This is a genomic window from Streptomyces sp. S465, assembly GCF_026898115.1.
Classification (GTDB): Bacteria; Actinomycetota; Actinomycetes; order Streptomycetales; family Streptomycetaceae; genus Streptomyces; species Streptomyces luomodiensis.
Window position 1 is genome coordinate 9,175,038 of sequence record NZ_CP114036.1, and the last position, 24,399, is coordinate 9,199,436.

The 24,399-nt window shown below is 73.7% G+C and carries 15 protein-coding genes; 11 read left to right on the plus strand and 4 right to left on the minus strand.

Annotated features, from left to right (window positions below; all coding sequences use genetic code 11):
* Window positions 1–66: 66 nt before the first annotated feature.
* The 3 genes from N6H00_RS38505 to N6H00_RS38515 all read left to right on the plus strand — a co-directional run bounded on the left by N6H00_RS38505 (window position 67) and on the right by N6H00_RS38515 (window position 4,248).
* Entirely contained in the window at window positions 67–2,562 is a 2,496-nt protein-coding gene (locus tag N6H00_RS38505) for an amino acid adenylation domain-containing protein (RefSeq protein WP_268976541.1), read from the plus strand.
* Window positions 2,556–3,938 (plus strand): peptide ligase PGM1-related protein, encoded by a 1,383-nt coding sequence (locus N6H00_RS38510; protein ID WP_268976542.1) that lies wholly within the window; start codon window positions 2,556–2,558, stop codon window positions 3,936–3,938. Before N6H00_RS38505 ends, N6H00_RS38510 begins: the two co-directional genes overlap by 7 nt.
* 70 nt (window positions 3,939–4,008) lie before the next feature.
* Entirely contained in the window at window positions 4,009–4,248 is a 240-nt protein-coding gene (locus N6H00_RS38515; protein WP_268976543.1) for an acyl carrier protein, read from the plus strand.
* Between the two features lie 87 nt (window positions 4,249–4,335).
* On the opposite strand, the gene N6H00_RS38520 is transcribed toward N6H00_RS38515, so the two are convergent.
* Genes N6H00_RS38520 through N6H00_RS38535 form a run of 4 tightly spaced genes read right to left on the minus strand, consistent with a single transcriptional unit; the run spans window position 4,336 to window position 14,309 of the window.
* On the minus strand, window positions 4,336–7,437 hold the full coding sequence (locus tag N6H00_RS38520) for an amino acid adenylation domain-containing protein (RefSeq protein WP_268976544.1): 3,102 nt from the start codon (window positions 7,435–7,437) through the stop codon (window positions 4,336–4,338).
* Window positions 7,434–9,227, minus strand: coding sequence for a non-ribosomal peptide synthetase (locus N6H00_RS38525; protein ID WP_268976545.1), 1,794 nt, complete (start codon window positions 9,225–9,227; stop codon window positions 7,434–7,436). The genes N6H00_RS38520 and N6H00_RS38525 overlap by 4 nt, the downstream gene beginning before the upstream one ends.
* Window positions 9,228–9,254: 27 nt before the next feature.
* Window positions 9,255–10,034, minus strand: coding sequence for a hypothetical protein (locus tag N6H00_RS38530; protein ID WP_268976546.1), 780 nt, complete (start codon window positions 10,032–10,034; stop codon window positions 9,255–9,257).
* Between the two features lie 57 nt (window positions 10,035–10,091).
* Window positions 10,092–14,309 carry an amino acid adenylation domain-containing protein gene (locus N6H00_RS38535; RefSeq protein ID WP_268976547.1) on the minus strand — a complete coding sequence of 1,406 codons (4,218 nt, stop codon included), beginning with the start codon at window positions 14,307–14,309 and terminating at the stop codon, window positions 10,092–10,094.
* A 553-nt stretch (window positions 14,310–14,862) separates the two neighbouring features.
* Between N6H00_RS38535 and N6H00_RS38540 the strand changes: the two genes are divergently transcribed.
* From N6H00_RS38540 to N6H00_RS38575, 8 genes are all read left to right on the plus strand, one after another.
* Window positions 14,863–15,576 (plus strand): GntR family transcriptional regulator, encoded by a 714-nt coding sequence (locus N6H00_RS38540; RefSeq protein WP_268976548.1) that lies wholly within the window; start codon window positions 14,863–14,865, stop codon window positions 15,574–15,576.
* 60 nt (window positions 15,577–15,636) lie between these two features.
* On the plus strand, window positions 15,637–17,040 hold the full coding sequence (locus tag N6H00_RS38545) for a cytosine permease (RefSeq protein ID WP_268976549.1): 1,404 nt from the start codon (window positions 15,637–15,639) through the stop codon (window positions 17,038–17,040).
* A gap of 3 nt (window positions 17,041–17,043) precedes the next feature.
* On the plus strand, window positions 17,044–17,730 hold the full coding sequence (gene biuH, locus N6H00_RS38550; RefSeq protein ID WP_268976550.1) for a biuret amidohydrolase: 687 nt from the start codon (window positions 17,044–17,046) through the stop codon (window positions 17,728–17,730).
* A complete protein-coding gene (gene atzF / locus N6H00_RS38555) occupies window positions 17,727–19,553 on the plus strand; it encodes an allophanate hydrolase (RefSeq protein WP_268976551.1) in 1,827 nt (608 codons plus the stop codon). Before biuH ends, atzF begins: the two co-directional genes overlap by 4 nt.
* Before the next feature lie 153 nt (window positions 19,554–19,706).
* Complete coding sequence (locus N6H00_RS38560; protein ID WP_268976552.1) at window positions 19,707–19,958, plus strand: hypothetical protein; 252 nt, start codon at window positions 19,707–19,709, stop codon at window positions 19,956–19,958.
* A 521-nt stretch (window positions 19,959–20,479) separates the two neighbouring features.
* Window positions 20,480–22,969 (plus strand): glycosyltransferase, encoded by a 2,490-nt coding sequence (locus N6H00_RS38565; protein WP_268976553.1) that lies wholly within the window; start codon window positions 20,480–20,482, stop codon window positions 22,967–22,969.
* Between the two features lie 48 nt (window positions 22,970–23,017).
* Window positions 23,018–23,392, plus strand: coding sequence for a hypothetical protein (locus N6H00_RS38570; protein ID WP_268976554.1), 375 nt, complete (start codon window positions 23,018–23,020; stop codon window positions 23,390–23,392).
* Window positions 23,389–24,372 carry a glycosyltransferase family 2 protein gene (locus N6H00_RS38575; RefSeq protein ID WP_268976555.1) on the plus strand — a complete coding sequence of 328 codons (984 nt, stop codon included), beginning with the start codon at window positions 23,389–23,391 and terminating at the stop codon, window positions 24,370–24,372. Before N6H00_RS38570 ends, N6H00_RS38575 begins: the two co-directional genes overlap by 4 nt.
* Window positions 24,373–24,399 lie beyond the last annotated feature (27 nt).

Genomic DNA, 24,399 nt, shown 5'->3' on the forward strand with positions numbered 1-24,399 from the left:
CCCGGATGCTCCCGTCCAGGCCAACGGATCACGCACCACCCCCCATGCGGAAGTGAGGCTGAGATCATGCACGGCACCGATCCCGGCGGCCACGGCCGGGAGCATCCGGACGGCGATGCGGCTGGGCCCTGGCTCGCGACCGACCGGCACCGCTTCAACGCCCGGGAGCACACCCCCGACAGCGTGACCAGGACGCTCACCCCGGACACCGTCCGACGCCTGGCGGAGGGGAGCACCGCCGCGGACGTCCCCGGCCCGGTCACCCTCCTCACGGCCTGGACGGCCGTCCTCCACCGCCACACCCAGCAGCGCGACCTGCTCATCGGGCTGGACCCGGCGTCCTTCACGGACGCGGCCGCCCCGGCCGGAAACCCACCGGACGCGGCCACCGTCCCGCTGCGCGTCCGGTTACGGCCCGACGCCGCCTTCGCCGACGAACGCGCCCGGATACACACCGCCGTCACCGAAGCCCTGGCCCGCGATCCCGGCGGCACCCCCGCCACGGACCCCCGCGCGGTGGCCGGCCGCGCTCCCGCGCCCTCCCTCCGGCACGGCACCTGGGACGTCGCGCTCACCCTGGACAGCGGCCCGGTCCACACCCACCTGACCCTGCACTACAACGCGAGCCTGTTCACCCGGGCCACGGCCCAATGGATCCTCGGGCACTGCGCGACCCTGCTCACCGCGGCCGTGGCCACCCCCGGAACCCCGATACGCGAACTGCCCGTCCAGGACGAACCGGCGCCCGCCCCCTGGCGGTTGCCCGTCCCCGACGGCTACCGTCCACCCGAGCCCGCCCGCCGCGGCGAAGGACTCGTCGACCGCTTCCGCCGCACCGCGGCCGCCCACCCCGCCCGACTCGCGGTCACCGGCCCCCAGGGCAGCCTGACCTACGCGGAACTGGACCGGGTCAGCGACACCGTGGCCCGCCGTCTGCGCCGCACGGCCGGCCCCGGCGACCGGGTCGCCCTGCTGTACGGACATGACGTGGGCGCGGTCGCCGCGATCTGGGCGGTGCTCAAGACCGGCGCCGCCTACGTCCCCCTCGACCCACGCCAGCCGGACGGACGGCTCACCCGACTGCTCACCGACGCCGACTGCACCACGCTCGTCTGCGACCCCGCCCTCGCCGACCGGGCCGGGAGCCTGGCACGCGGCGCCCGGACCGTCCCGGCCGATCCCTTCGACATCGCCGTGACGTCCCCGGCCCCGCCCGAGGCACCGGCACCCGGCGACGCGGACGCGCCCGCCTATCTGCTGCACACCTCCGGATCCACCGGCCGCCCCAAAGCGGTCGTGCAGAGCCACGCCAACGTCCTCGCCCACACCCTCGCCTACGCGGACCGGCTGCGCATCGGCCCGCGCGACCACATCCCGCTGCTGGCCCGCTACACCTTCGACGCCGCCGTGATGGACCTGTACGCGGCCCTCCTCACCGGCGCCACCCTGCACGTCGAGGACCCGGTGGCGACAGCCCCCGAACTGCGCGAGCGGCTGAGGCGCGCCGCCACGACCGTCCTGCACACGACCCCCACGCTCTTCCGGCACCTCGTGGGCGACCTGCCGGAGGAAGGCGGACCGGACCCGGCCTTCGCCTCGGTACGCGCGGTCGTCCTCGGCGGTGAGGAGGCCGGCCAGCACGACCTGCGCCGCTTCCTCGCCGCCTTCGGCCGCAACGCCGTCCTGGTGAACGGGCTCGGCCCCACCGAGTGCACGCTCATCGCCCAGTACCTGGCGGGCGCGACCGACCTCGGCGGGACGGCACTTCCCGTAGGGCACCCCGTCGAGGGGATCTCCCTGCGCCTCCTCGACGAGGAGGGCCGCGGCACCGAACTCCTCGGCGAACTGGAGGTGCGCGGCGAGCGGGTGGCCCACGGCTACTGGAACGAGCCGGACGCCACGGCCGCGGCCTTCGGCACCGGTGCGGACGGCACCCGCCACTACCGCACCGGCGATCTGGCCCGCCGCCGCGCCGACGGCGCCCTGGTCTTCGCCGGACGCAAGGACCGGCAGATCAAACTGCGCGGACACCGGATCGAACCCGGGGAGATCGAGGCAGCGCTGCGCTCCCACCCCACCGTCGCCGAGGCCGTGGTGGCGGTCGACACCCGCGACCCGGCCCCCCGGCTGGTCGGCTACGTCACCCCCGCCACCGGATTCCCACCGGACACCGGGGAACTGCTCGCCTACCTCGCCCGGACCCTGCCCGACTACGCGGTGCCCTGGCGGATCGTCGCCCTCGACCGGCTGCCGCTCGGCCCGACCGGCAAGGTCGACCGCGCCCGGCTGCCCGCCCCCGGGGAACCGCCCTCCGACGCGGCGGCCGCACCCACCACCCCGCTGGAGCGCACGGTGGCCCAGCTGTGGTGCCGGGTCCTCGGCACCGACTCCGCCGACCTGCACGGCAACTTCATGGCGGCGGGCGGAGACTCCGTGCGGCTGCTGACCCTGCTGGGCGATGTCAGACGCGAACTCGGCGCGGAGGTGCCCCTGTTGGAGTTCCTCGCCGCCCCGACCATCGACACCCTGGTCAAGCTGATCGAACGGGAGACCCGATGCTGATCCTGCCCGCCGACCGCGCCAAGGCCCCCGCGTCCGGCACCGGAGAGCCCCGCGCCGCCCGGATCCTCATCGGCAACGACTTCAGCGAGGACGTACGGACCGACCGGGGCTGGACCGGCTGGTGGGTCCAGCGCCTGGTGTGGTTCGCGGAACCCGGCGACATCCTGGTCCTGCCGGTCCGCCCGGAGGAGGCGTTCGTGGCGTACGTCACCTCCCTCACCGGCACCCCACCGGACTCCCTCACCATCGTCGTCCCGCCCGCGCACGCCGGCAGCGAGGGGACCCTCTCCCCGGGCCGGCTCGCCGACCCCCGGTTCGCGCGGATGCTCGATGAGGCCATCGGGGAGCGGGAGGTGACCCAGGTGTCGGCGCTGTGGCCGGACACCGCCGTCGCACGGCTCGCCCGCACCCTCGGCGCCACCGGGGCGACCCCCGGGCACGGCTTCATCGACCAGGCCGGCGGTGTCATGGTCAACAGCAAGTCCGCGTTCCGCACCATCGCGGCGGGCGCCGGAGTGCCGCTGCCGCCGGGAGCCGTCGGCATCAGCCCGGAGGCGGCGGAGGAGTCGGTGTGGGAACTCCTCACGGGCGGCCCCGTGGTGGTCAAGCACGACTTCCTCTCCGGCGGCCGTGGTAACGAGATCCTCACCACGGGCGAGCTGTTCCGGCCGATCGGCGCCCGGCGCGTGGTGCGCGTCTCCAGCCGCGAGGAGGTGCGTTCCTACCTGGGACAGCACTGGGAGTGGCTGACGGCGGGCGGCCGCGGCCGGCCCGTCGTGGAGCGGTACGTCCGCGACAGCTCGGCCTTCTTCGTGGAGTTCCTCGTCACCGACGACGGTGTACGGCTCACCGGACACGGGGAACTCCTGTCCGCGCCCTACGCCGTGGGCCAGATCATGCCGTCGCAGGGACTGGAACCGGAGGTACTGGAGCGCATCGTCGACGGGGGACGGCGGCTGGCGCAGGCGCTGCACGCCATCGGCTACCGGGGAATCCTGGGTCCGGACACCATCGTGACGCCCGAGCGGGACGTTCTGTTCACGGAGTACAACGGCCGCGTCACCGGCTCCACGCATATCTACGGCCGGATCGGGGCGCTCGTCGTGGGCGAGGGCTTCGGCCGGGACCGGGTGATCCTGGAGCGGGTGTGGCCGGAGGGCTGGTCCACCCCGTCCTTCCCGGCCACCCGGGAGGCGCTGGAGAAGGCCGGACTCGGCTACGACCCGGTCACCCGGACCGGCGTGGTGCTCACCAACGCGTTCGACGGCACCAACGGTGTCATGTACTGCGTGGTGGCCGAGGACCTGGCCGCCGCCTGGGCCCGCGACCGCGCACTGGAGCCCCTGTTCGCCGCCGGGAGCCGGCAGCCGGCCTGAACACCGGCCACCGCACCAGAACCTCCCCGCAGCCAGTACCCGACCCCCAGCAGAGAGTGAGGCACGCACGATGTCGGACCTGAAGGTCACGTTGGCGGATCTGTGGCGGGAACTCCTCAAGATCGAGGAGGTGACGGAGGACACGGACTTCTTCGACGCCGGCGGCACCTCGATCGTGGCCGTGTACCTGGCAGCCGAGATCCAGGAGAGGTTCGGGGCGGCGGTGGACGCCGTCGATGTGGTGACGTACCCCCGGTTCGCCGACCTCTCGGGACTGGTCGAAGAGAAGCTGACCGGCACCGCGCCCTGACCGCGCCTGCCCCGGCGACCGGCCCCCGGCCCCGCCGCCCCCGCGACCAGCGGGGCGACGGGGCCGAGGGCGTCCGCTGTGCGGACCTCAGTCCAGGGCGGCCAGTTCCTCGACCGAGCACAGCACCTCGCCCGCCAGGGCGGCGGCCGTCGCGTCGTCAAGGCCGTCCACACGCCACTGGGTGTTCAGCCGCCAGCCGCCGTGCACGTCCGGAACCGCCTCGACGGTCAGCTCGCGCGCCGTGGCGGGCGCCGGTACCCGCACCGACCGCACGGTCAGCCCAGGGGCGAACCGCCCGTGCGGCGGCCGCCGTTGGACGACGGACCACACCTGGAAGAACGGATGCCGGTCCCGCGGTGGCGCGAGTCGCCGCACCAGCTCGTCGAACGGGACGCGCCCGTGCGCCAGCCCCGTCACCACGGTCCGCGCGACCTGGTCGAGCAGCGTGGCGTCCGGCGCGTCGCGCGCACCGCGCACCGGGACCACCAGCGGATTGACGAAGTACCCCACGACCGGCTCCAGTTCGGGCGCGAACCGGCCGTCCGTCACCGTGCCCACCGTGACATCGGCTGCGTCGAAGGTCCGGGCGAGGCCCCGGCCGACCGCCGCGACCAGCCCCGCCACCGCGGGGCCGCCGCGCAGCGCGGACGCCCGGGTGAGGCGCTCCACCGTGTCCCGGGGCACATACCCGGCCGACTCGGCGGCGGGTGCCTCGCCCTCGCTGGTGGGCGCGGGCAGCACGGGTGTCGGCAACTGGGCCAACTCCTCTTCCCAGAAGGGCAGTTCCGCCTCGATTCTGCGGGGGAGGTGGCGGTGTTCCCAGCGTGCGTAGTCGGGATAGCCAGGGGCCGGGGGCGGTCCGCCCTCCGGGCCGGACCCGGTGTGCCAGGAGTAGAACAGGCCGAGATCGCGCAGCAGCACCGACTCGGACCAGCCGTCGAAGGCGATGTGATGGAGGTGCAGGCACAACAGGTGCCGTGCCGGTCCCAGCTCACACAGCCGGGCCCGGATCGGAAGCTCCTCCTCCAGCCGGAACGGCAGCCGCCACCAGTCCTCGGTCACCGCCCGCGCGGCCTGTGCGGCCTCCGCGCCGACCGGACGCGCCACCGGCTCCAGCGGGATCCGGACGAGGGCGGCCGGCCGGACGCGCTGCTCGGGCAGCTCGTCCCGCCAGGGGTGGACCGTGCGCAACACCGGGTGACGGACGACGACGTCGTGCAGCGCGCGGTGCAGGGCTTCGGGGTCCAGGGGGCCGTCGAGGACGTAGGCGAGGACGAGCGCGTTGTCCGCGGCCCCCGGCGCGGCCCCCTCCGCCATCCAGAACCGCTGCTGTGCGCGGGTCAGCGGCAGCGGGCCCGGGGCGGAGGCCGGCTCCGGCTCCAGGGGAACGCCGGTGTCGGCGGGCGGGGCGGTCGCGCCGTGCCCGCGCAGCGCGGCCACCGAGCGCAGCCGGTAGACGTCCGCGACGGTGATCCGCGCGCGGAGCAGACGGCTGCTGCGGGCGGCGAGGCGGACCACGTCGAGGGAGGTCGCCCCGGCCGCGATGACGTCGTCGTCCTCCCCCAGCGCGGGAGCGCCGAGCAGCTCAGCCGCCGCCGTCAGCAGCCCCGGGACCTCTGGACCCGGACGGGCGGGCGCCGGACGGGCGGCGGTGAGCGTGTCGGTGATCAGGCGGGCCGCGGCGGCCCGGTCCGCCTTGCCGGTGGCGCCCAGCGGCAGCTGGGCGGTGTGGGTCAGCACGGCCGGGACCATCGCGTCCAGCAGCGTGCGCGCCGCGACGCTCCGCAACTCCTCGTCCGGCACCGGCGCACCGGACACCGTCGTGTAGAGGACGGCCAGTTCGGGGCGGTCCGGAGCCGTCTCGGCCAGGACCGCGCAGCAGGACGCCACGTCCGGGTGGCGCTCCAGCACGGCCTCCACCTCACCGGGCTCGACGCGTACCCCCCGGACCTTGAACTGCTGGTCGGCACGGCCCCGGTAGCGCAGCAGCCCGTCCGCGTCCCGGGTGGCGAGGTCGCCGGTGCGGTAGTGCCGCACACCGTCCAGGGTCACGAAGCGCCGCGCGGTCTCCTCGGCGTCGCCCAGGTAGCCGAGGGACAGTCCGTCACCACTGAGGGCGATCTCGCCGTCCCCCGGGCCCGTACGGACCTCGCCCTCGGGGCCGAGCAGGACCACGCCGGTGCGGGGCACGGGGCGGCCGATGGGGATCTCGGTGCTGTCCGGGGCGACGTCGGACGGCCGGACCGGGTGACAGGTGGCGAAGATCGTGCTCTCCACGGGGCCGTAGCCGTTGACCAGCCGCAGCCCGGGAAAGCGATCGAGCAACTGGCGCGCGTGCCGCACGGAGACCCGCTCGCCGCCCACCAGCACCAGCCGTGCCGCCCCGACGAGCTCGGGAACCTCCTCCACGAGGACGTTGAACAACGAACTGGTCAGCCACAAGGTGTTGACGCCGTGGCCGAGGGCCCGCCGCAGCCCGTCGGCGTCCAGGGCGGGCGCGCCCCGGTCCAACAGGACCGCGCTGCCGCCGTTCAGCAGCGGCCCCCACAGTTCGAGCGAGAAGGCGTCCCAGGGCTGCGGCGCGGCCTGGAGGAACACCGTGTCCGAGTCGAGCGGGATCTCCGGGCAGCCCACCAGCGTGCGCACGGTGCCCCGGTGCGGGGACAGGACGCCCTTGGGGCGGCCCGTCGAGCCGGAGGTGTAGAACACACACGCCGTCTCGGTGCCGTCGCTGTGGGGCGGCGGTGGCGGTCCGTCGGCCCCGGACACCAGGGCGGTCCAGGCGACCACCGGGGACCCGCCCACCTCCGTGCCCGGCCGGTCCCCGACGACGAGCGGTGCTCCGCAGCGCCGTACCGCGTCCGCCGTGCGCTCGTGCGGCCAGGCCGGGTCCATGGCGATGTAGGCGGCGCCCGCGGTCAGCACGCCGAGCAGCACGGCCACGAACTCGGGCGAACGGGCCATCAGCACGGGCACGTACCCGCCAGGACCGACGCCACGGGCCCGTAGCCCGGCGGCGACGGAGCCGGCCAGCCCGGTCAGCTCGCCGTACCGCAGCGTCTCCGCACCCTGCCGTACCGCGAGGGCCCCGGGGTCGCGCTCGGCGTGCCGGGCCACGACCCGTTCGATGCGCTCGCCGTGGACGTAGGGGGAGTCCTCGGCCGCGAGAGCGCGGGCAGGCGCGTTCACCGTGCCGCGCCTTCGGTCGCGGTCGCGTCCACCAGCGCGGCCAGGTCGGCGAGGACGGACGTGCGGACCAGCGAACGGTATTCCAGGGTGACTCCCCGCTCCCGCTCGATGCGGCGCTGCATACGGAAGGCGAGCAGCGAGTGGCCGCCGAGGGCGAAGAAGTCGTCCCGGACACCGACCTCCTCCACGCCGAGCAGGGACCGCCACAGCCCGACCAGATAGCGCTCGGTGTCTGTCGCCGGGACGGCGTCCTGCCGGCCCGCTTCCCGGGTCAGCAGGGCGCGCAGGGCCGCCGTGTCGCGCTTGCCGTGGTGGGTGGCCGGGATCTCCGGCAGCACCACGATACGGCTGGGGACCAGGTAGTGCGGCAGCCGCTCCCGGGCGAAGTCGAGGAGAGCGTTCACCGGAACGGGTTCGTCGAGCACGGCGAAGGCCACCAGATGGCGGTCCTCGCCCTCACCGGAGGCGAGGACGACCGCGTCGTGCACGAGCGGGTGGTGCCGCAGCGAGCGGGCCACCTCGGCGGGCTCCACGCGGTAGCCGCGGATCTTGACCTGATCGTCGGCCCGGCCCAGGAACTCCAGTACCCCGTCCGCTCGGCGACGGGCCAGATCGCCGGTGCGGTAGACGCGTCGGGGGCCGTCCGGGAGCGGGCTTGGCACGAACGCGCGCTCGGTGCGGTCCGGGCGGTCGGGGACGGACAGATAGCCGCGGCCCACACCGGGCCCGCCGATGTGGATCTCGCCTGCCGCACCCGGCGCGACCGGCCGCCGGTCCGGGCCGAGCAGATGCACCGTCACCCCGTCCAGCGGACGCCCGATGGGAATGCTCTCCGCGCGGGTGTCGTCGAGGGTGACGCGGTGCGCGGTGCAGGCGGTGGTGGTCTCGGCCGGCCCGTACAGGTTGAACAGCTCCCCGCGGAACGCGCCCGACAGCAACCGCGCACAGGCGGCGGGCCGTAGGACATCCCCGCCGACGTGGAGGAGGCGCAGTGGCGCGAAGGCGTCCCGGTCCTCCCGCACCACCTGGTTGACGACCATGGTGGGCACCAGCATGGCGGTGACGCCGCGCCGCTCCAGCGCGGCCCGGAAGCCCGCCGCGAGCAGATCGGGCACCGGCGGCAGGACGACGACCTGCCCGCCGCGCGCCAGCGTCGCCCACATCTCGAAGTGGAAGGCGTCGAACGACAGGCTGGAGATCTGCCCGGTGCGGTCCTCGGGCCGCAGCGGCGGAAGGGCCGGATTCACGGCGAAGGAGACGATGTTGCGGTGTTCCAGGACGACCGCCTTGGGCGTGCCGGAGGACCCCGAGGTGAACAGCACACTGGCCGCGCCGTCCGGACGGGCCAGGTCGCCGGGGCCGGGCCCGGAGCCGTCCGCCGGTGGCACCGGCAGTTCCAGGGTGTCCAGGGGGAGACCGCCGAGTGCCGCGCCAGGACCCGGCCGGGTGAGAACGACCCGCACGCCGCTGTGCGTCAGCATCAGATCGCGGCGGGCGTCCGGGTAGCGGGTGTCGACGGCCACATAGGCGGCGCCCGCTTTGAGGATCCCGAGGATCGCGGCGAACACCTCGGCACCGCGGTCGAGATGGAGTCCGACCCGGTCCTCGGGCCGCACCCCGCGGGCCCGCAGCGCGGAGGCGACGTCATCGGAGCGGGCGTCCAACTCGGCGTAGCTGAACGAGGCGTGGTCGTCGGTCACGGCGGTCAGGTGCGGGAAGCGGCTGACGCTGCGGGCGAAGAGCCCGGTCAGGGTGGTCGGGTCCGGGGCGGGGCGGGGCGTGCTCGGCATCGTGGTCTCCCGGTGGGGGCGGGCTTGTCAGCGTCCGGTGGTGTCGCGCAGGAAGGCGAGGACGGTCTCCCGGGCCCGCGCGGTGCCCGGCAGCCCGGCGCGGTCGGCGTCGACGGCCTCCGTGCGGGTGGCCGCACTGCCCGGCCAGTCCGCGCGGAACGGGTGGTCGCGGGAGACCAGGTGCAGCACCTCGCCGCCCCACGCGGGGGCGGTGCAGTTGTGCGCGGCGACGAGATGGGTGAGCCAGGAGACGTAGTGGTCCACCACGGGTGCGGCGGCCTCTTCGAGTTCCCGCTCCTCCGCTCCGTCCTCGGCGAGGGTCTCCATGACCCGGCGCAGCATCGCGTCGCGGAGCGTGGCGATGACGTACGACGGCCGGTCGCGCAGGGTGCCGGGGTCGAGAAGCGCCTCCAGTGCGCCAGGCCCCGGCAGGGGCCCGCCCGCGCCGGCACCGAAGACCTCGAACACCGCCCGGCACTCCTCCGCCACGGACGCGGCGGTGCAGGGCGTGCTGTCGACGAGGACCACCGGCAGGACCACCCCGTGGTCCGCGGCGAGCCGTCCCGCCACCTCCTGCGCGAGGTGCCCCGCCATGCAGTAGCCGAGGACCCCGGCCAGCCGGTCCGGTTCGGCGCCGGACGCCTTGATGAGCGCCGCGGTGTGGGCGCCGGCGTCCGGCTCGTCCGGGCTGTGGAGCTGGATCGGGTACCGCACATCGAATCCGTGCTCCTCCAGGCGCAGGTCGAGAAGGCGTCCGGAGTCGCGCCTGCCGGGATAGTCGATCGCGATGAGCTGGCGGTCTGCCATCGGAGGGGAACCTTCCGTCGGCGCGGCGGCCGGGCGCGCCGCGCGGGGGCACGGGGGTCAGCCGGTCGCCCGCAGCCGGGCGGACAACAGGCGCAGGAGCGCGGCGGCCTGGGCGCGCAGGTAGAAGTGGCCGCCGGGGAACGTCTCGAAGGCCACGGGCGCGGAGCTGAGTTCGGCCCAGGCGGCCGTCCGCTCCGGGGCGAGGGTCGGGTCGTCGCGACCGGTGCACACCGTGATCGGCACGGTGAGCGGGGGCCGGGGCGGACAGGTGTAGGTCTCGGTCACCGCCGCGTCCGCCCGCAGCACCGGCAGCAGCGTCTGGAGCAGCTCGGGGGAGTCGAGCACGTCCGGCGGCGTGCCGCCGAGGCCGCGCAGGGCGCTGCGCAGGGCCTCGTCGTCCAGGGTGTGGGCGGGCCGTGCGGTCAGGGCGCGACGGTGCGGGGCGTCGAGGCCGGAGACGAACAGGGCCCGCGGCCGGTGCCCGCGAGCGGTGAGCGCGTGGCTCAGCTCGAACGCGAGCAGGGCTCCCATGCTGTGCCCGAAGAGCCCGAAGGGCCGGTCGGCGAACGCGGGCAGGACGTCGGCCAGTTCCTCCGCGAGTTCCCGCGCGTCGTGGCGGGCCGGTTCCATGAGACGGGTCTCCCGGCCCGGAAGGTGGACCGGGACCACCTCGACGTCCGCCGGGGCGAGCGCCCGCCAGTCACGGTAGGCGGAGGCGCCCCCGCCGGCGTGCGGCAGGCAGAAGAGCAGCGCCCCCCGCCCGCCCGACGGTTCCGCCGTACCGAACCACCGCTGGGCCGGGGTCCGCACCGGCGCGTGCGCGGGCCGGGCGGCATCCGTGCCGGTGAGCGCGGCGCGGAGTCCTTCGGGAGTGGGCCGCTCGAACAGGGCGCGCAGCGGCAGCGCGACGCCGAACGCGGCGCGCACCCGGGCGACCAGCCGGGTGGCGAGCAGCGAATGGCCGCCGAGGGCGAAGAAGTCGTCGTACCGGCCCACCCGAGGAAGGCCCAGCAGCTCCGCGAACAAGGCGCACAGCCGCGTCTCCTCGGCATCCCGCGGCGGGACGTAACCGTCACTCTCCGGCACCGGCGCGGGCGGCAGCGCGGCGCGGTCCACCTTGCCGTTGGCCGACAGCGGCAAGGCGTCGAGCGGGACGACGGCGGCGGGCACCATGGCGGACGGCAGCCGCCCGGCCAGCGCCGACCGCACGGCGTGCGGGTCGACCTCACCCGCCACGTACGCCACCAGCCGGGCCCCGCCCGGCCCGGAGCGGTCCGCGATCACCACCGCGTCCCGCACCCCGCTCAGGGTGCGTACGGCCGCCTCGACCTCGCCCGGCTCGATCCGCTGCCCACGGATCTTGACCTGGTGGTCACGGCGGCCGAGGAACTCCAACTGCCCGTCCCGCAGATACCGCACCACATCGCCGGTGCGGTACATCCGGGCACCCGGCACGTCATGGAACGGGTCGGGCGGGAACGCGGCGGCGGTACGCCGGGGATCGCCGAGGTAGCCCAGCCCCACCCCCATTCCCCCGACGTACAGCTCGCCCGGCACACCCACCGGGACCGGTTCGCACTCCTCGTCGAGGACGTAGAGCCGGGTGTTGCGCAGCGGCCGTCCGATCGGCACCCGGGCTCCGGCGAGCGGGGTGTCCTGGGCCAGGACGGCCTGAGCGACGTCGTCGGAACATTCGGCCGGACCGTAGGCGTTGACCAGCGGCACCCTGGGGAAGCGGGCGAACCAGCGCCTGCACAGATCCGGTGGCAGCGCCTCCCCGGTCACCATCAGCCGGCGCAGCCGGTCCGGGTCCGGCGCGGAACCGAGGACGTCCCAGGCGTCGAGCGCGGCCCGCAGCAGCGACGGCACGACCTCCAGGAAGGTCGCCCCCTCCCGGGCGGCGGTCTCGAACAACTCCACCGGATCGGAGGCGATCGCGTCCGCCACCACCAGGCTGCGGCCACCCACCACGAAGGCCACGAGGGTCTGCCAGACGGACACGTCGAAGGCCAGCCCCGCGTTCTGGACGACGGTGTCCGCCGCCGTCAGGCCCAACTCCTCGATCTCGGCGAGGAGATGGTTGTGCATCCCGAGCCGGTGGACGACGGCACCCTTGGGAACCCCGGTGGAGCCGGAGGTGTGGATGACGTAGGCGGGGCTGTCGCCGTCGAACGCCGTCGGAAGCGGGCCCCCGGCCGGTGCGTCGGCCGGGTAGGGGCTGACGACGGTCAGTGGCCGTTCCGCCGCCTCGATGAGCCGGTGCGCCCGTGCGGTCGCGGCGGGTTCGGCCACCAGGAAGCGGGCGCCGCTGCGGGAGGCGATCCCGGCGGCCCGCGGCAACGGCATCGCCACATCCACCGGAACGAACGCCGCGCCCGTCGCGAGGATGCCGAGCACGGCCGTCGTCACGGCCGCACCGCGATCGCCGAGGACGAGCACCAGGTCGCCGGACCCCACCCCGCGTCCCGCGAGATCCCGGCGCAGTGCGTCGGCGCGCTGCCACAACCGGCGGTACGTCAGGGACGTCGTCCGGTCCGTCAGGGCGACGGCGTCCGGAGTGACCTCGGCGAAGTGGCGCAGCCGCGTCACGACATCGGCGGTGGTGTTCTCGCGGTCGGTGGCGTTCCAGGTGACGAGCAGCTTCTCGCGATCCGCTGCCGGGACGCGCAGCAGGGTGGACAGCCGGGCCCCGGGCCGGTGTGCGGCGCCCTCGCACAGGTGGACGTACTCGTCGAGGACGGCCCGCGCGGTCTCCGGGTCGAAGAGATCGGTGGCGTACTCCAGGACGACCTCCAGGCCGTCCCCCTCCGCCACGGTCAGCGTGAGATCGAATTTGGCGCTGCCGGACTCCAGCGTGAGGAGTTCCACGGTGGTGTCCCCCAGCCGGGTGGGAGGCGGAGGTGTGTTCTGGAGGGTGAACATGGCCTGGAAGAGCGGGTTCCGGGACAGGTCGCGTTCCGGTGCGAGCACCTCCACCAGCCGCTCGAAGGGCACGTCCTGATGATCGAAGGCGGCGAGGGCGGTGCGCGACACCTGGGTGAGCAGCCCGCGGTAGGTGCCGTCGTCCGGCAGCCGCACCGGTAACGGCAGCGTGTTGACGAAGAACCCGATCAGGTCCTCGGCCTCCGCGCGGCCGCGGTTGGCCACGGGCACCCCGATCACGGCGGAGTCCTGACCGGAGCGGCGCATCAGTACCGCTCCGAAGGCGGCGTACAGGGCACTGAAGAGCGTGGTCCCCTCGGTGCGGGCGAGGGTGCGCAGCCGCTGTGCGGTTTCCGGGCCGATCCGCCCGTGCAACTGGGCCCCGCTGCCGCTCGCGGTGGCCGGGCGCGGCCGGTCGGTGGGCAGGTCGAGCGCCGAGGGCAGGTCGGCCAGGGCCGAGGTCCAGTGGGCGAGCTGGTCGTCCAGCGCGCCGTCCTTCAGCCAGGCCGTCTGCCAGGCGGCGTAGTCCGCGTACTGGAGGGGCAGTGGCTTCTGGGGCTCGCCGGTGTAGGCGGCGTGGAGGTCGCGGATCAGCACGCTGACGGACCAGCCGTCGAAGACGATGTGGTGGGTGCAGATCGCCAGCAGGTGCTCGTCCTCGGACAGCCGGGTGAGGGTCGCCCGGACGAGCGGGCCGTCCCGCAGATCGAAGGGTTCCCTGGCGTCGGCCGCGGCCCGTTCCAGGGCCGCCCGCTCCGGGACCTCCCCGGGGCCGGGCCGCACCTGGTCGAACCGGATGCGGGGCTTCTCGGCGGCCCGCGCCACCGGCTGCCCGTCCCTTTCCTCGAACCGGGTGCGCAGCACCTCATGCCGTTCCCCCACCGCGGCCAGCGCGGAGCGGAGCCGGCCCGGGTCCAGCGGCCCGCGCAGCCGCAGGGCGATCGGCACGTTGTACGACGGGTTGTCCGACTCCAGCTGGTCGAGGAGCCACATGCGTTCCTGGGCGTGGGAGAGCGGGAGCTCACCGGTGCGCTCGACCGGGACGATCGGGGGCACCGCGGGCCGCTGCTCGGGAAGCAGAGCACTGAGCGTGCGTGCGGTGGGGCGCTCGAAGACCGCGCGCATCGGGAGTTCGGTGCCCAGGCGGGCCCTGATCCTGGTGACCAGCCGGGTGGCGAGCAGGGAATGGCCACCGAGGGCGAAGAAGTCGTCGTCCGGCTCGACCGACGGGACGCCCAGCAGTTCCGCCATGAGCGCCGCCACCTGCCGCTCCCCAGGGAGGCGGGACCTGGGCGGGGCGGGTGACCCCGCCCCGTTGCGCGGCCCGGTGGCGGAGGGCGTGGTGGAACTCATGGGGCGGCTCCATGGGAAGGCTGGGCAGGCGGCATGGCGAACCGGCCTGAAGGCGGGCAGGCGAAACGCAGACGCGCGGGGAGGCACACGAGTCAGCGGGGGAAGCGTGACCTACACGTCGCCGACGCCTCTAGGAACGCGTGCGGCGGGCGCGCTCGCGGAGCGCGATACGACCTCGGGGGAGCGGGCGGGCGTCCGGTCCGTCAACAGCTTCCGCGGTCCGGACAGCGGACTGCCTCGGTGGAAAAGCGGTGGACACGGGGGAAGGGCCCGACTCGCATGTTCCTCCCGACCTCGCTGATGGAAGACGTACGAACAATCGGCCGATCGCGGTCGACGGCGGTGCTGTGTCGCACACCTCCTTCATATATACGACGAACTCCCTTGCCATAAACGGCACTTATGAGATCTCTCATGCCGCCACGGAACTGCTTGATGCGTGGTGTGGCGTGTGTTAGCCGATCACCTGTAACACCGCGGGAACACATGATAAAAGCCGCAGAAACGACGGTCCTCTAGCGTTCCCGCTATGGACGCACCCGTGCATACACGTATGTCGACACAGCCGGCCGGGGAACCGACGCCGAACCGAGCCGTGCGCAATCGGCGCGAGGAAACGTATACCGAGCTGCGCGGCATGCTGCTGCGGGGCGAGTTCGGCATGCGCGGCCGACTGGTCGAACTGCACCTGGCGCAGCGTCTCGGTGTGTCCCGGACCCCGGTCCGAGAGGCGCTGGTCCGGCTGGTCGCCGACGGGCTGGTGCAGCGCCTGCCGGACGGCTTCTACACCGCCCGGCCGAACCTCCCCGAGCTGCGCGACCTGTACGAACTGCGGATCACCGTGGAACTGCGGGGCATCACCCGCGCCCTGGAGTCCGACGCGGTGGTGCACGACGCCGCACTCCTGGAACCGCTGCGGGACCGCTGGCGTGCGCTGCGCTCCGACATGCCCGCACCCGACCCCGGATTCGTGTCGGAGGACGAGGATTTCCACCGCACGCTGCTCCGCTCGTCGGGTAACCGGCAGCTGACCGAGACGCTGGAGTCCGTCACCACCCGGATCCGCCCCGTGCGGATGTACGACTACCTGACCGAGGACCGCATCGAGCGGACCGTCACCGAGCACCTCGACATCGTCGAGCACGTCCTCGCCCAACGGCTGCCCGAAGCGCTCACCGCGCTGCGCCGCCATGTGGGCGAATCCCTCGACGTCGTCGAGAAACGCGCCGCGCACGCGATCGCGCAGATGGCCCTCCACCAGGGCTGACCACAGGGCTGAACACCCCTTTCGCACCCCCGTTCCCGCCCCCGCCGTCAGGAGCTCCCCATGACGCCGTCCCCGACCCCCGACACCCCACCGCTGACCGATATATCAGCTGAAACACCGACACCCGGCGCGGGACCCGGCTCCCGACCGCGGCTTCAGGACGAGTTCGAGGACCGCCCGGTGCCGCCCGAGCACCGCCGGCCGCTGCTGTCGGTGTCCTCCGTCTGGTTCGGCTTCCCCATGGTGCTGACCAACGCCGTCTTCGGCGGCGTCATCGTCTTCAACCTCGGCTTCGCCCGCGGCATGCTGGCGATCCTCGTCGGCTGTCTCGTCCTGGGCGGCTACGTCGGGGCACTCAGCTACCTCGCGGGCCGTACCGGCAACACCTTCGCCCGGATCGCCGCCGTCACCTTCGGACCCCGCGGCGCCACCCTTGTCTCCGGGTTCCTGGCGACCGTCGTCATCGGCTGGTTCGCCTTTCAGGTCGGCCTCACCGGCTCCACCCTGCACGCCGCGCTCGGCTGGCCCGTACCGGCCACCGTGCTGCTCGCCGGCGTGCTGTACGTGGCTCTCGCCTACGCCGGTATCCGCGCGCTGGCCGTCATCGGGTGGATCGCGGCGCCTTTGTACGTGGTGCTCGGCATCGTGGCCATCGTGCTGGCCCTGCGCGAGACCAGCGTGTCGGACGTGCTGTCGTACGACGGTCAGGCCCCGGCCGGGGGTGCGCTGGCGTTCGGCGCCTGCGTCACCATGGTCATCGCCGGGTTCATCGACTCGGGCACCATGACCGCGGACTTCACCCGCTGGTCGAAGAACGGCCGCGAGGCCGTCCTCGCCTCGCTCACCGCCTTCCCGCTGGCCAATCTGGTGGCGCTGATCGTCGGTGCCGTGGTGGTCGGCGCGGGCGCGGCCGCGGCGCCCGCATCGGCCGGCGGTGACTTCCTCGGCCTGCTGACCGGCCAGGGCGGTGTGCTCACCGCCGCGGCCGTCGCCTTCGTCTTCGTGAACCTCGGCTCCGTCTCCGCGCACTGCCTCTACAACGCGGCGGTCGGCTGGGGGCAGTTGACGGGCGCCGCCATGCGACGTCTGGTGCTCGTCATCGGAACGCTCGGCCTGGCGGTAGCCCTCGCCGGGGTCTGGGAGCACTTCGAGACCTGGCTCACCCTGCTGGGTGTCTTCGTCCCGCCCATCGGCGCGGTGATCATCACCGATCAGCTGGTGCGCCGGCGTACCGCGGCCGCCCGTCCGGCCGGTGCCCGGCTGCGGACCGTGCCCCTGATCGCCTGGGCGGGCGGCGCCGCCCTGGCCACGGTCGTGCACTACGAGGGGCCCCAGTACTGCGACGCCATCACCGGCATGGTCGCCGCCGCTCTGCTCCACCTCGCCCTGGAGCGCCCGCCCCGGGACGCGGCCCCCGCCCCGGCATCCGCGTCCGCACCCGAACCCGCCTCCGAGAGGACCTGACTCATGGCCACCGTCAACGCGACTCCGTACACCTGGCCCTACGACGGCGACGTGGCCGTCGACCGCACCGCCGTGCTGTGCATCGACTGGCAGACCGACTTCTGCGGCCCCGGCGGCTATGTCGACGCCATGGGCTACGACATCTCCCTCACCCGCGCGGGACTCGAACCCACCGCGCGCGTACTGGCCGCCGCCCGCGAGGCCGGCATGACCGTGATCCACACCCGTGAAGGGCACCGCCCCGACCTGTCCGACCTCCCGGCCAACAAACGCTGGCGCTCGGCTCGCATGGGCGCGGAGATCGGTTCCGAAGGTCCATGCGGCCGGATCCTGGTGCGCGGCGAGCCCGGCTGGCGGATCGTGCCCGAAGTGGCTCCCGAACCCGGTGAGCCGATCATCGATAAGCCGGGCAAGGGCTCCTTCTACGCGACCGACCTCGACCTGCTGCTGCGGACCCGTGGCATCACCCACCTGGTACTGACCGGCATCACCACCGACGTCTGCGTCCACACCACGATGCGCGAGGCCAACGACCGCGGCTACGAGTGCCTGCTGCTCTCCGACTGCACCGGCGCCACCGAACGCGGCAACCACGAGGCCGCGCTGAACATGATCAGCATGCAGGGCGGCATCTTCGGCGCCGTCGCCACCAGCGACCAGTGGCTCGCGGCCCTGAAGGAGACCGCGTGAACGGCACTTCCACAGCACGCGTACGGCAGGCACTGGCGCGGCTCGCCGAGGGGGAGCGGCCCGAGGCGTGGATCACGGTACGGCCCGAGGCGGAGCTGCTGGCCGAGGCGGCCCGTGTGGACGCCCGTACCGCGGCAGGCGAGGAACTGCCGCTCGCCGGTCAGGTCTTCGCCGTCAAGGACAACATCGACGTCGCGGGCCTGCCCACCACGGCCGGCTGCCCTGGCTACGCCTACCGGCCACGGTCCTCCGCCCCCGCGGTCGCGCGGCTGACCGAAGCCGGGGCCATCGCCCTGGGCAAGACCAACCTCGACCAGTTCGCCACCGGACTCGTCGGGACCCGCAGCCCGTACGGAGCGGTGCGCGCGGCGCACGACCCGGAGCGGGTCAGCGGCGGCTCCAGCTCGGGATCCGCGGTCGTCGTCGCCCTGGGGATCGTCGACTTCGCGCTCGGCACCGACACCGCGGGCTCCGGGCGGGTACCGGCCGCGTTCCAGGGGATCGTCGGTCTCAAGCCCACCCTCGGGCTCGTCCCGACCGAGGGCGTGGTGCCCGCCGCCCGGCCCTTCGACTGCGTCACCGTCCTCGCCCCCGGCCTGCCCGCCGCGGAGAGGGCCGCCGCCGTCATGGCCGGACCCGGACCCGGCACCCCCTCGACCCGTGACTGGCCTGCCGACGCGCCGCTCGCCGCACCGCCCCGGCCCCGCGTCGCCGTGCCCGATGAGGCCGGCCTCGTCGCCATGAGCCCCGCCTGGCGGGCCGCGTTCACCGCCGCCGCACAGCGGCTCCGGGCCGCCGGAGCCGAATTGATCACCGTCGACATCGCCCCGTTCCTCGAGGCCGCCGAGCTGCTGTACGGCGGAGGGTTCGCCGCCGAACGGCACGCCGCGGTCGGCGAGTTCATCGCCCGCGGCACAGACGATCTGGACCCCAGCGTGCGCCGCATCGTCCAGGACGCCGGCCGCATACCCGCCCACCGCTACGCCGCCGACCGCGCCCGGCTGGAGCGGCTCACCCATCAGGCCATGGCGCTGCTCGACGGGTGCGCCGCACTGCTGCTGCCCACCGCGCCGGAACACCCGACACTCGCCGAGGTGGCGGCCGACCCGATCGGGGTCAACAACCGCCTCGGCACCTACACCAATTTCGTCAACCTCATGGACCTCTCGGCGGTCGCCGTGCCCGCCGGCAGCGTGGCCGGCGGGCCGTTCGGCGTCACCGTCATCGCCAGGGCGTTCGCCGACCGGGTCGCCGCGGACATCGCGGCCCTGATCACCCCCGCCCCGGACGGCTCCGACGCGGTGACCGGCCCGGACACGGCGCCGGTCGTCGCCTGGGGCCCGCCCGGACTGCCCCTGGCCGTCTTCGGCGCCCACCTGTCCGGACAGCCGCTCAACCCCCAACTGACCGCCCGCGGTGCGCGGTTGGTCGGCCCGGTGCGCACGGCGCCGCGCTACCGCATGGCCGCCCTGCCGGGCAGCCCCCCGCGTCCCGGCCTGCTGCGGGTGCCCGACGGGGAGGAGGGCCGCTGCGTCACCGGCGAGCTGTGGGCGCTGCCCGCCGCCGCGCTCGGCCGGTTCCTCGCCGCCCTGCCGGAGCCCATGACACTGGGCCGGGTCCTGCTCGACGACGGCCGCTCCGTCACCGGCTTCCTGTGCGAGTCGTACGCCGTCCTGGACGCGCCGGACATCACCGCCCACGGGGACTGGCGCAGCTACCTGAACGAGCCACCGGCGGGTTGCGCGGCACGGCCCATCAGCTCGTCTGGTCACGCCCCGAGCGGATCAGAGGGAGTCCTTCGAGGCGTTCGATGCCCTGGTTGAGCTCTCTGAGCAAGGCCGGGAAGCGCTGAGTCCGCTGATCTGTCCATTCCGTTTCCTCGATGAGGCGTGCGACCCTTCGAGACTGATCGCCCGGTCGGCCCGCAGCCGTTCCGAGTGAGCAGGACGTAGGCGGAGCGTTCCAGGGTCTGGCCGGTGCGTGGCCCGCGTGAGGCGACGAAGCGGCGGGACACCGTACACGGGCTGATCACGCCCGAGGCGGAGTTCGAGACGTACGAGACCTCCCCGGAACGCGAGCGCCTCACCGGGATCTACCGGGCGAACGGGCGCGTGTGTGCCATCCTCGGCTGGAACGCCCCGAGGCAGGTTCTCCGCCTGCGTCGCGAGCTGCTCACCGGCCCGGAGCCGACTGCGGCCCGCCCCGCGGCCGTGCCGAAGCCCGCATGACAGCACGGCCGCTCCCGCGCCCGTAGAGCTGCTTGACCGCGTCCGCGTTCGCACGGGGTGACGTGCGCACGCGGACGCCGCACAGAGCTGCTGTTTCCCGCCCGTCTCTTCGGGACGGGCGGCAGCCGCGCTACTTCAGGTACGCGGCGGCGCTGCCGAGGCTCACGGTGCCCGCCTCCGCGCCCATCTCCGCCGCAGCCCGCCCGCCCCGACGGGACCGGACGAACCGGTACGCATCGGCGATCTCCACCCGCACTCCTACCGCCCTGCCGGCGTTCACCACACTGCGTGGACACGGCTACCGGCTCGACCCACCTGGGCCTTCCGGTTGCCGCTGACCCCAGCGTGAAGACCGGGACGTCCCCGAACGGGTGCTGTTCCCCCCGGCGTTGTCCTCGCGCTGCTGACCGCCGCCACCTGGGCCTTCACCGCCGGTACCCGGGGTGTGCGCTGGGCCGGGCGGGTGATGTTCCCCCTCACGCCGCCGCTCGGCCGGCCCACCACGCGAACATACTGGCCAAATGCCCGAACAGAGGGATATCTCCCCTATTATTCACCAGATCTGGAATGACAAGGACGTACCGCCGAAGTGTCAGGCGTGGGTCGAATCCTGGCGCCGGCACCACCCCGAGTGGGAGTACCGGCTGTGGACGCAGGTGGAGTGCCGCGCCCTGCTCGCCGAGCACTATCGGTGGTTCCTGCCGATCTATGACCGTTACCCCGAGGGGGCGATGCGAGCCGACGCCAGCCGGTACTTCATCCTCGACCGTTTCGGCGGGGTGTACGTGGATCTGGACCTCGAGTGTCTGCGCCCTGTGGACGCGCTGCTCGCGGGCCAGGAGCTGGTGGTCGGCCTCGAACCGCAGGAGCACGCCCAGCTGCTGTCGGCTCACCGGAGCGGTCTGCCGCGCCTGGTGGGGACCGGGTTCCTGGCCTCGCGGCCGGGCCATCCCTTCCTGGCCCATGTGCATCGGCAGCTGGTCGGCAGTCATACCCACCCCGGTTCGCTGGACGCCACCGGTACGTTCATGCTCACCCGGGCGGTCGACCGGGCTCCCGAGGACTGCCGGATCACCGTCCTGGGGGCGAAGACGTTGTATCCGCTGTTGAGCCCGGTGGCCGCCGAGCTGTTCGGCGACCGGCCCGTCGACCGCGACCACGCCTACGCCGTGCACCACTGGGCGGACAGCTGGGGCCAGGACGCCCCGTCACCCGCGCAGTCCGTGGCCGGACGCCAGATCCCGTTCTGGACCAGCCAGGACCTGCGCCCCCGCGCCAAGGGAGGGCTCGACCTGGATCCGCAGCGTGAGCGCTGGGCCTCGGGAGCCCCCGCGCCGACCGTGTCCTGCCTGATGGTGACCAAGGACCGGCTGCCATGGGCCAGGCGGGCCGTGCGCTGCTTCCTGGCCCAGACCTATCCGAGCGTGGAGCTGGTCGTGGTGGACGACAGTGCCGACGGCGCGCTGGAGGACCACGTACGCGACCTGGCCGACCCACGCATCCGCTTCCGGCGGCTGCCACCGGAGGGGCGCACGCTGGGCGAGCTGCGCAACATCGCGGTGGACCTGGCCACCGGGCCGTATGTGTGCCAGTGGGACGACGATGACCTGTACGACCCGGAGCGGGTGGAGGTGCAGATGGCGGCGCTGCTGGGACTGGACGCCACGGCGTGCTTCCTGGCCCGGGAGCGGCTGTGGTGGCCGAAGCGGCGCCTGCTCGCGGTCTCCGGTGCGCGGGTGTGGGAGGGGTCCATGGTCTGTGCGAAGGAGGTGCTTCCGCGCTACCCGGCGCAGCGGCGCGGCGAGGACTCCCCGGTCGCGGAGGCGGTGCTGCGCGCCGGGCGGGTGGTGTCCGTGGACGCGCCCGAGCTGTACACCTACGTCTACCACGGGACCAACACCTTCGATGAACCCCACTTCGCCGGGCTCTTCGACGCGGCGACCCATGTGTGGGTTCCGGGCCCCGCCTATGCGGGCCACCTGAGGGCCATGGCGGCCCGGCTGCCCCTCGATCCGGCGGACCTGGTCCGGGCGGAGCGGCCGGTCACGAGCCCGGCCCCGGAGACGGCTCCGAACGCGGCGGGGGACGTGCCACGCCCCCTCCCGCACGCCAGACGACCCGCTCCCGAGCTGGCCAAGTCCGCTCCGGCTTCTGTTCCCGCGGCCGAGCGCCCTTCCGTCCTGGTCCTCACGCCCGTCAAGGATGCCGTCGCCTTCCTGCCCCGCTACCTGGAGAACCTGCGTGCCCTGGACTATCCCCGCGACGCGGTCTCCGTCGGTCTGCTGGAGGGGGACAGCCATGACGGGACCTGGGAGGCCCTGAAGGACGCGCTGCCCGTGCTGGAGGCGGAGTTCCGGCGGGTCACCCTCGTACGGCGGCACTTCGGCTTCCAGCTGACCGGGCCTCGCTGGGAGCCGGCCGCCCAGCGGCAGCGGCGGTCGGTGCTGGCCAGGTCCCGCAACCAGCTGCTGTCGCGGGCGCTGGGGGAGGAGGAGTGGGTGCTGTGGCTCGATGTCGATGTGACCGACTATCCGCCCGATCTCATCCAGCGGCTGCTGGGTGCCCGCGAGGAGATCGTCGTTCCGCACTGCGTCGCCGAGCCCGGCGGGCCGACCTTCGACCTGAACACCTTCGTCCTGCACCCGAATGCCGCCGCGTTGGACTGGAGCCGGTGGCTGCGCGACGGGATCCTCCAGCCGCCCAGGGGATTCGGCCGGAGCTATCTCGAGGAACTGCGCGGCCACGCGAGGGTGCGCGTGGACGGGGTCGGCGGTACGGCCCTGCTGGTGCACGCCAATCTGCACCGCGACGGGCTGGTGTTCCCGACCGTCCCCTACCGCGAACTCATCGAGACCGAGGGGCTGGCCGCGCTGGCCCGGGACATGGGTGTGGAGTGCTGGGCGCTGCCCGGGGTGGAGGTGGTGCATCCCCGCCACTGGGGCGGCGGCCCGCTGGGCCGGACAGGTGAAGCGGGTCTTGGCGCCGAAGCCCAGGTGCGTGGTGATCGTTAGCCAGGTGCGTCCGGGGAGGTTCCGCGGAGCGCACACAAGGAGAATCGTATGAACATCGGCAAAACAGCGGCGCTGGTGACCGCGGCGGCCGGCGCGGTGGTCTTCGGCGGGGCGGACGCCGGCGCGCTGGGTCCGGACACCTCCTCCGTCGAGCAGACCAACGACTGCGATGCGAGCGGCGCCGCTGGCATCGGCGGGGCGCCGGCGCAGCCGAACTGCGTCAACTTCGCGCAGATCTTCGGTGAACCGCACGGTCTGACGCAGCTGAACCACTGTGATTCCAGCGGGGTCACCAGCACCGCCAACGTGATCGTCACCGCCCCGGTCACCGAGGGTTCGCACTGCGCCAATATCGCCGTCTCCGCCAAGCCGTCGAAGTCCAGGGCCGACCAGCGCGGGGCGCACGGCGGCGGGCACCGATGACCTCGGCACCGTCCGGCCCGGAACGCGGCCCCCTGGAGGCTGGCCTCCCGGGGGCCGCGGCGGCGCGGGAGCCGGTGGTCTCGGTGGTCATCCCCTGCTACGACTACGGTCACTATCTGCCGCAGGCCGTCGAGAGCGTGCTGGCCCAGACCTACGCGGACTGGGAGCTCATCGTGGTCGACGACGGCAGCACCGACGACACCGCCGCGGTGGCCCGGTCGCTGATCGCCGCCCACCCCGGGCGGCGCATCCGGCTGCTGCGGCAGGCCAACGCCGGGGTCTCGGCCGCGCGGAACGCGGGCATCGCCGCCGCCACCGGCCGCTACGTCCTGCCGCTGGACGCCGACGACGTGATCGCCCCCACGATGCTGGAGCTCACGGTCGCGGTGCTGGAGCAGAACCCCGGCATCGCCATCGTCTCCACCGACGTGTCCGTCTTCACCGACGACGACCTGCCCGCGCAGGTGCTGCGGCTTCCGGACTACGACCGGGACCTGCTGCTGCGGCGGCTGATCATGTTCTACTGCTCGCTCTACCGCCGCGAGGTGTGGCAGACGGTGGGCGGTTACGTCGAGGACATGCGCGCCGGTGAGGACTGGGACTTCTGGATTGCCTGCGCCGAACACGGCTTCACGGCTCATCACATCCCCCAACCGCTGTTCGGGGCGCGCAACAAGGACGACGGACTGCATGTGGAGGCGGCCGAGAACGACCTGGCCGCCCGAGCCAGGATCGTGGCCAACCACCCGGGGATGTTCAAGCCGGTCACCCGGGCCTGGGCTCGGGCCCTGCTCGCCCAGGACGAGCCGGAGGCCCTGGCCGATGACCGCGTGCCGGACGACATCCTCACCCGGGCCGCGGACATGGACACGTTCCTGCGGGTTGTCATGCGGCTCCAGCGCACCGCTCGACTGCAGCACCGTCACATCCAACGGCTGGAGGAGGCCCTGGCCCAACGCGGCGAGCCCGTGCCCGCCTGAACGCCGCCTGGCCCGGCAGGAGCGCGG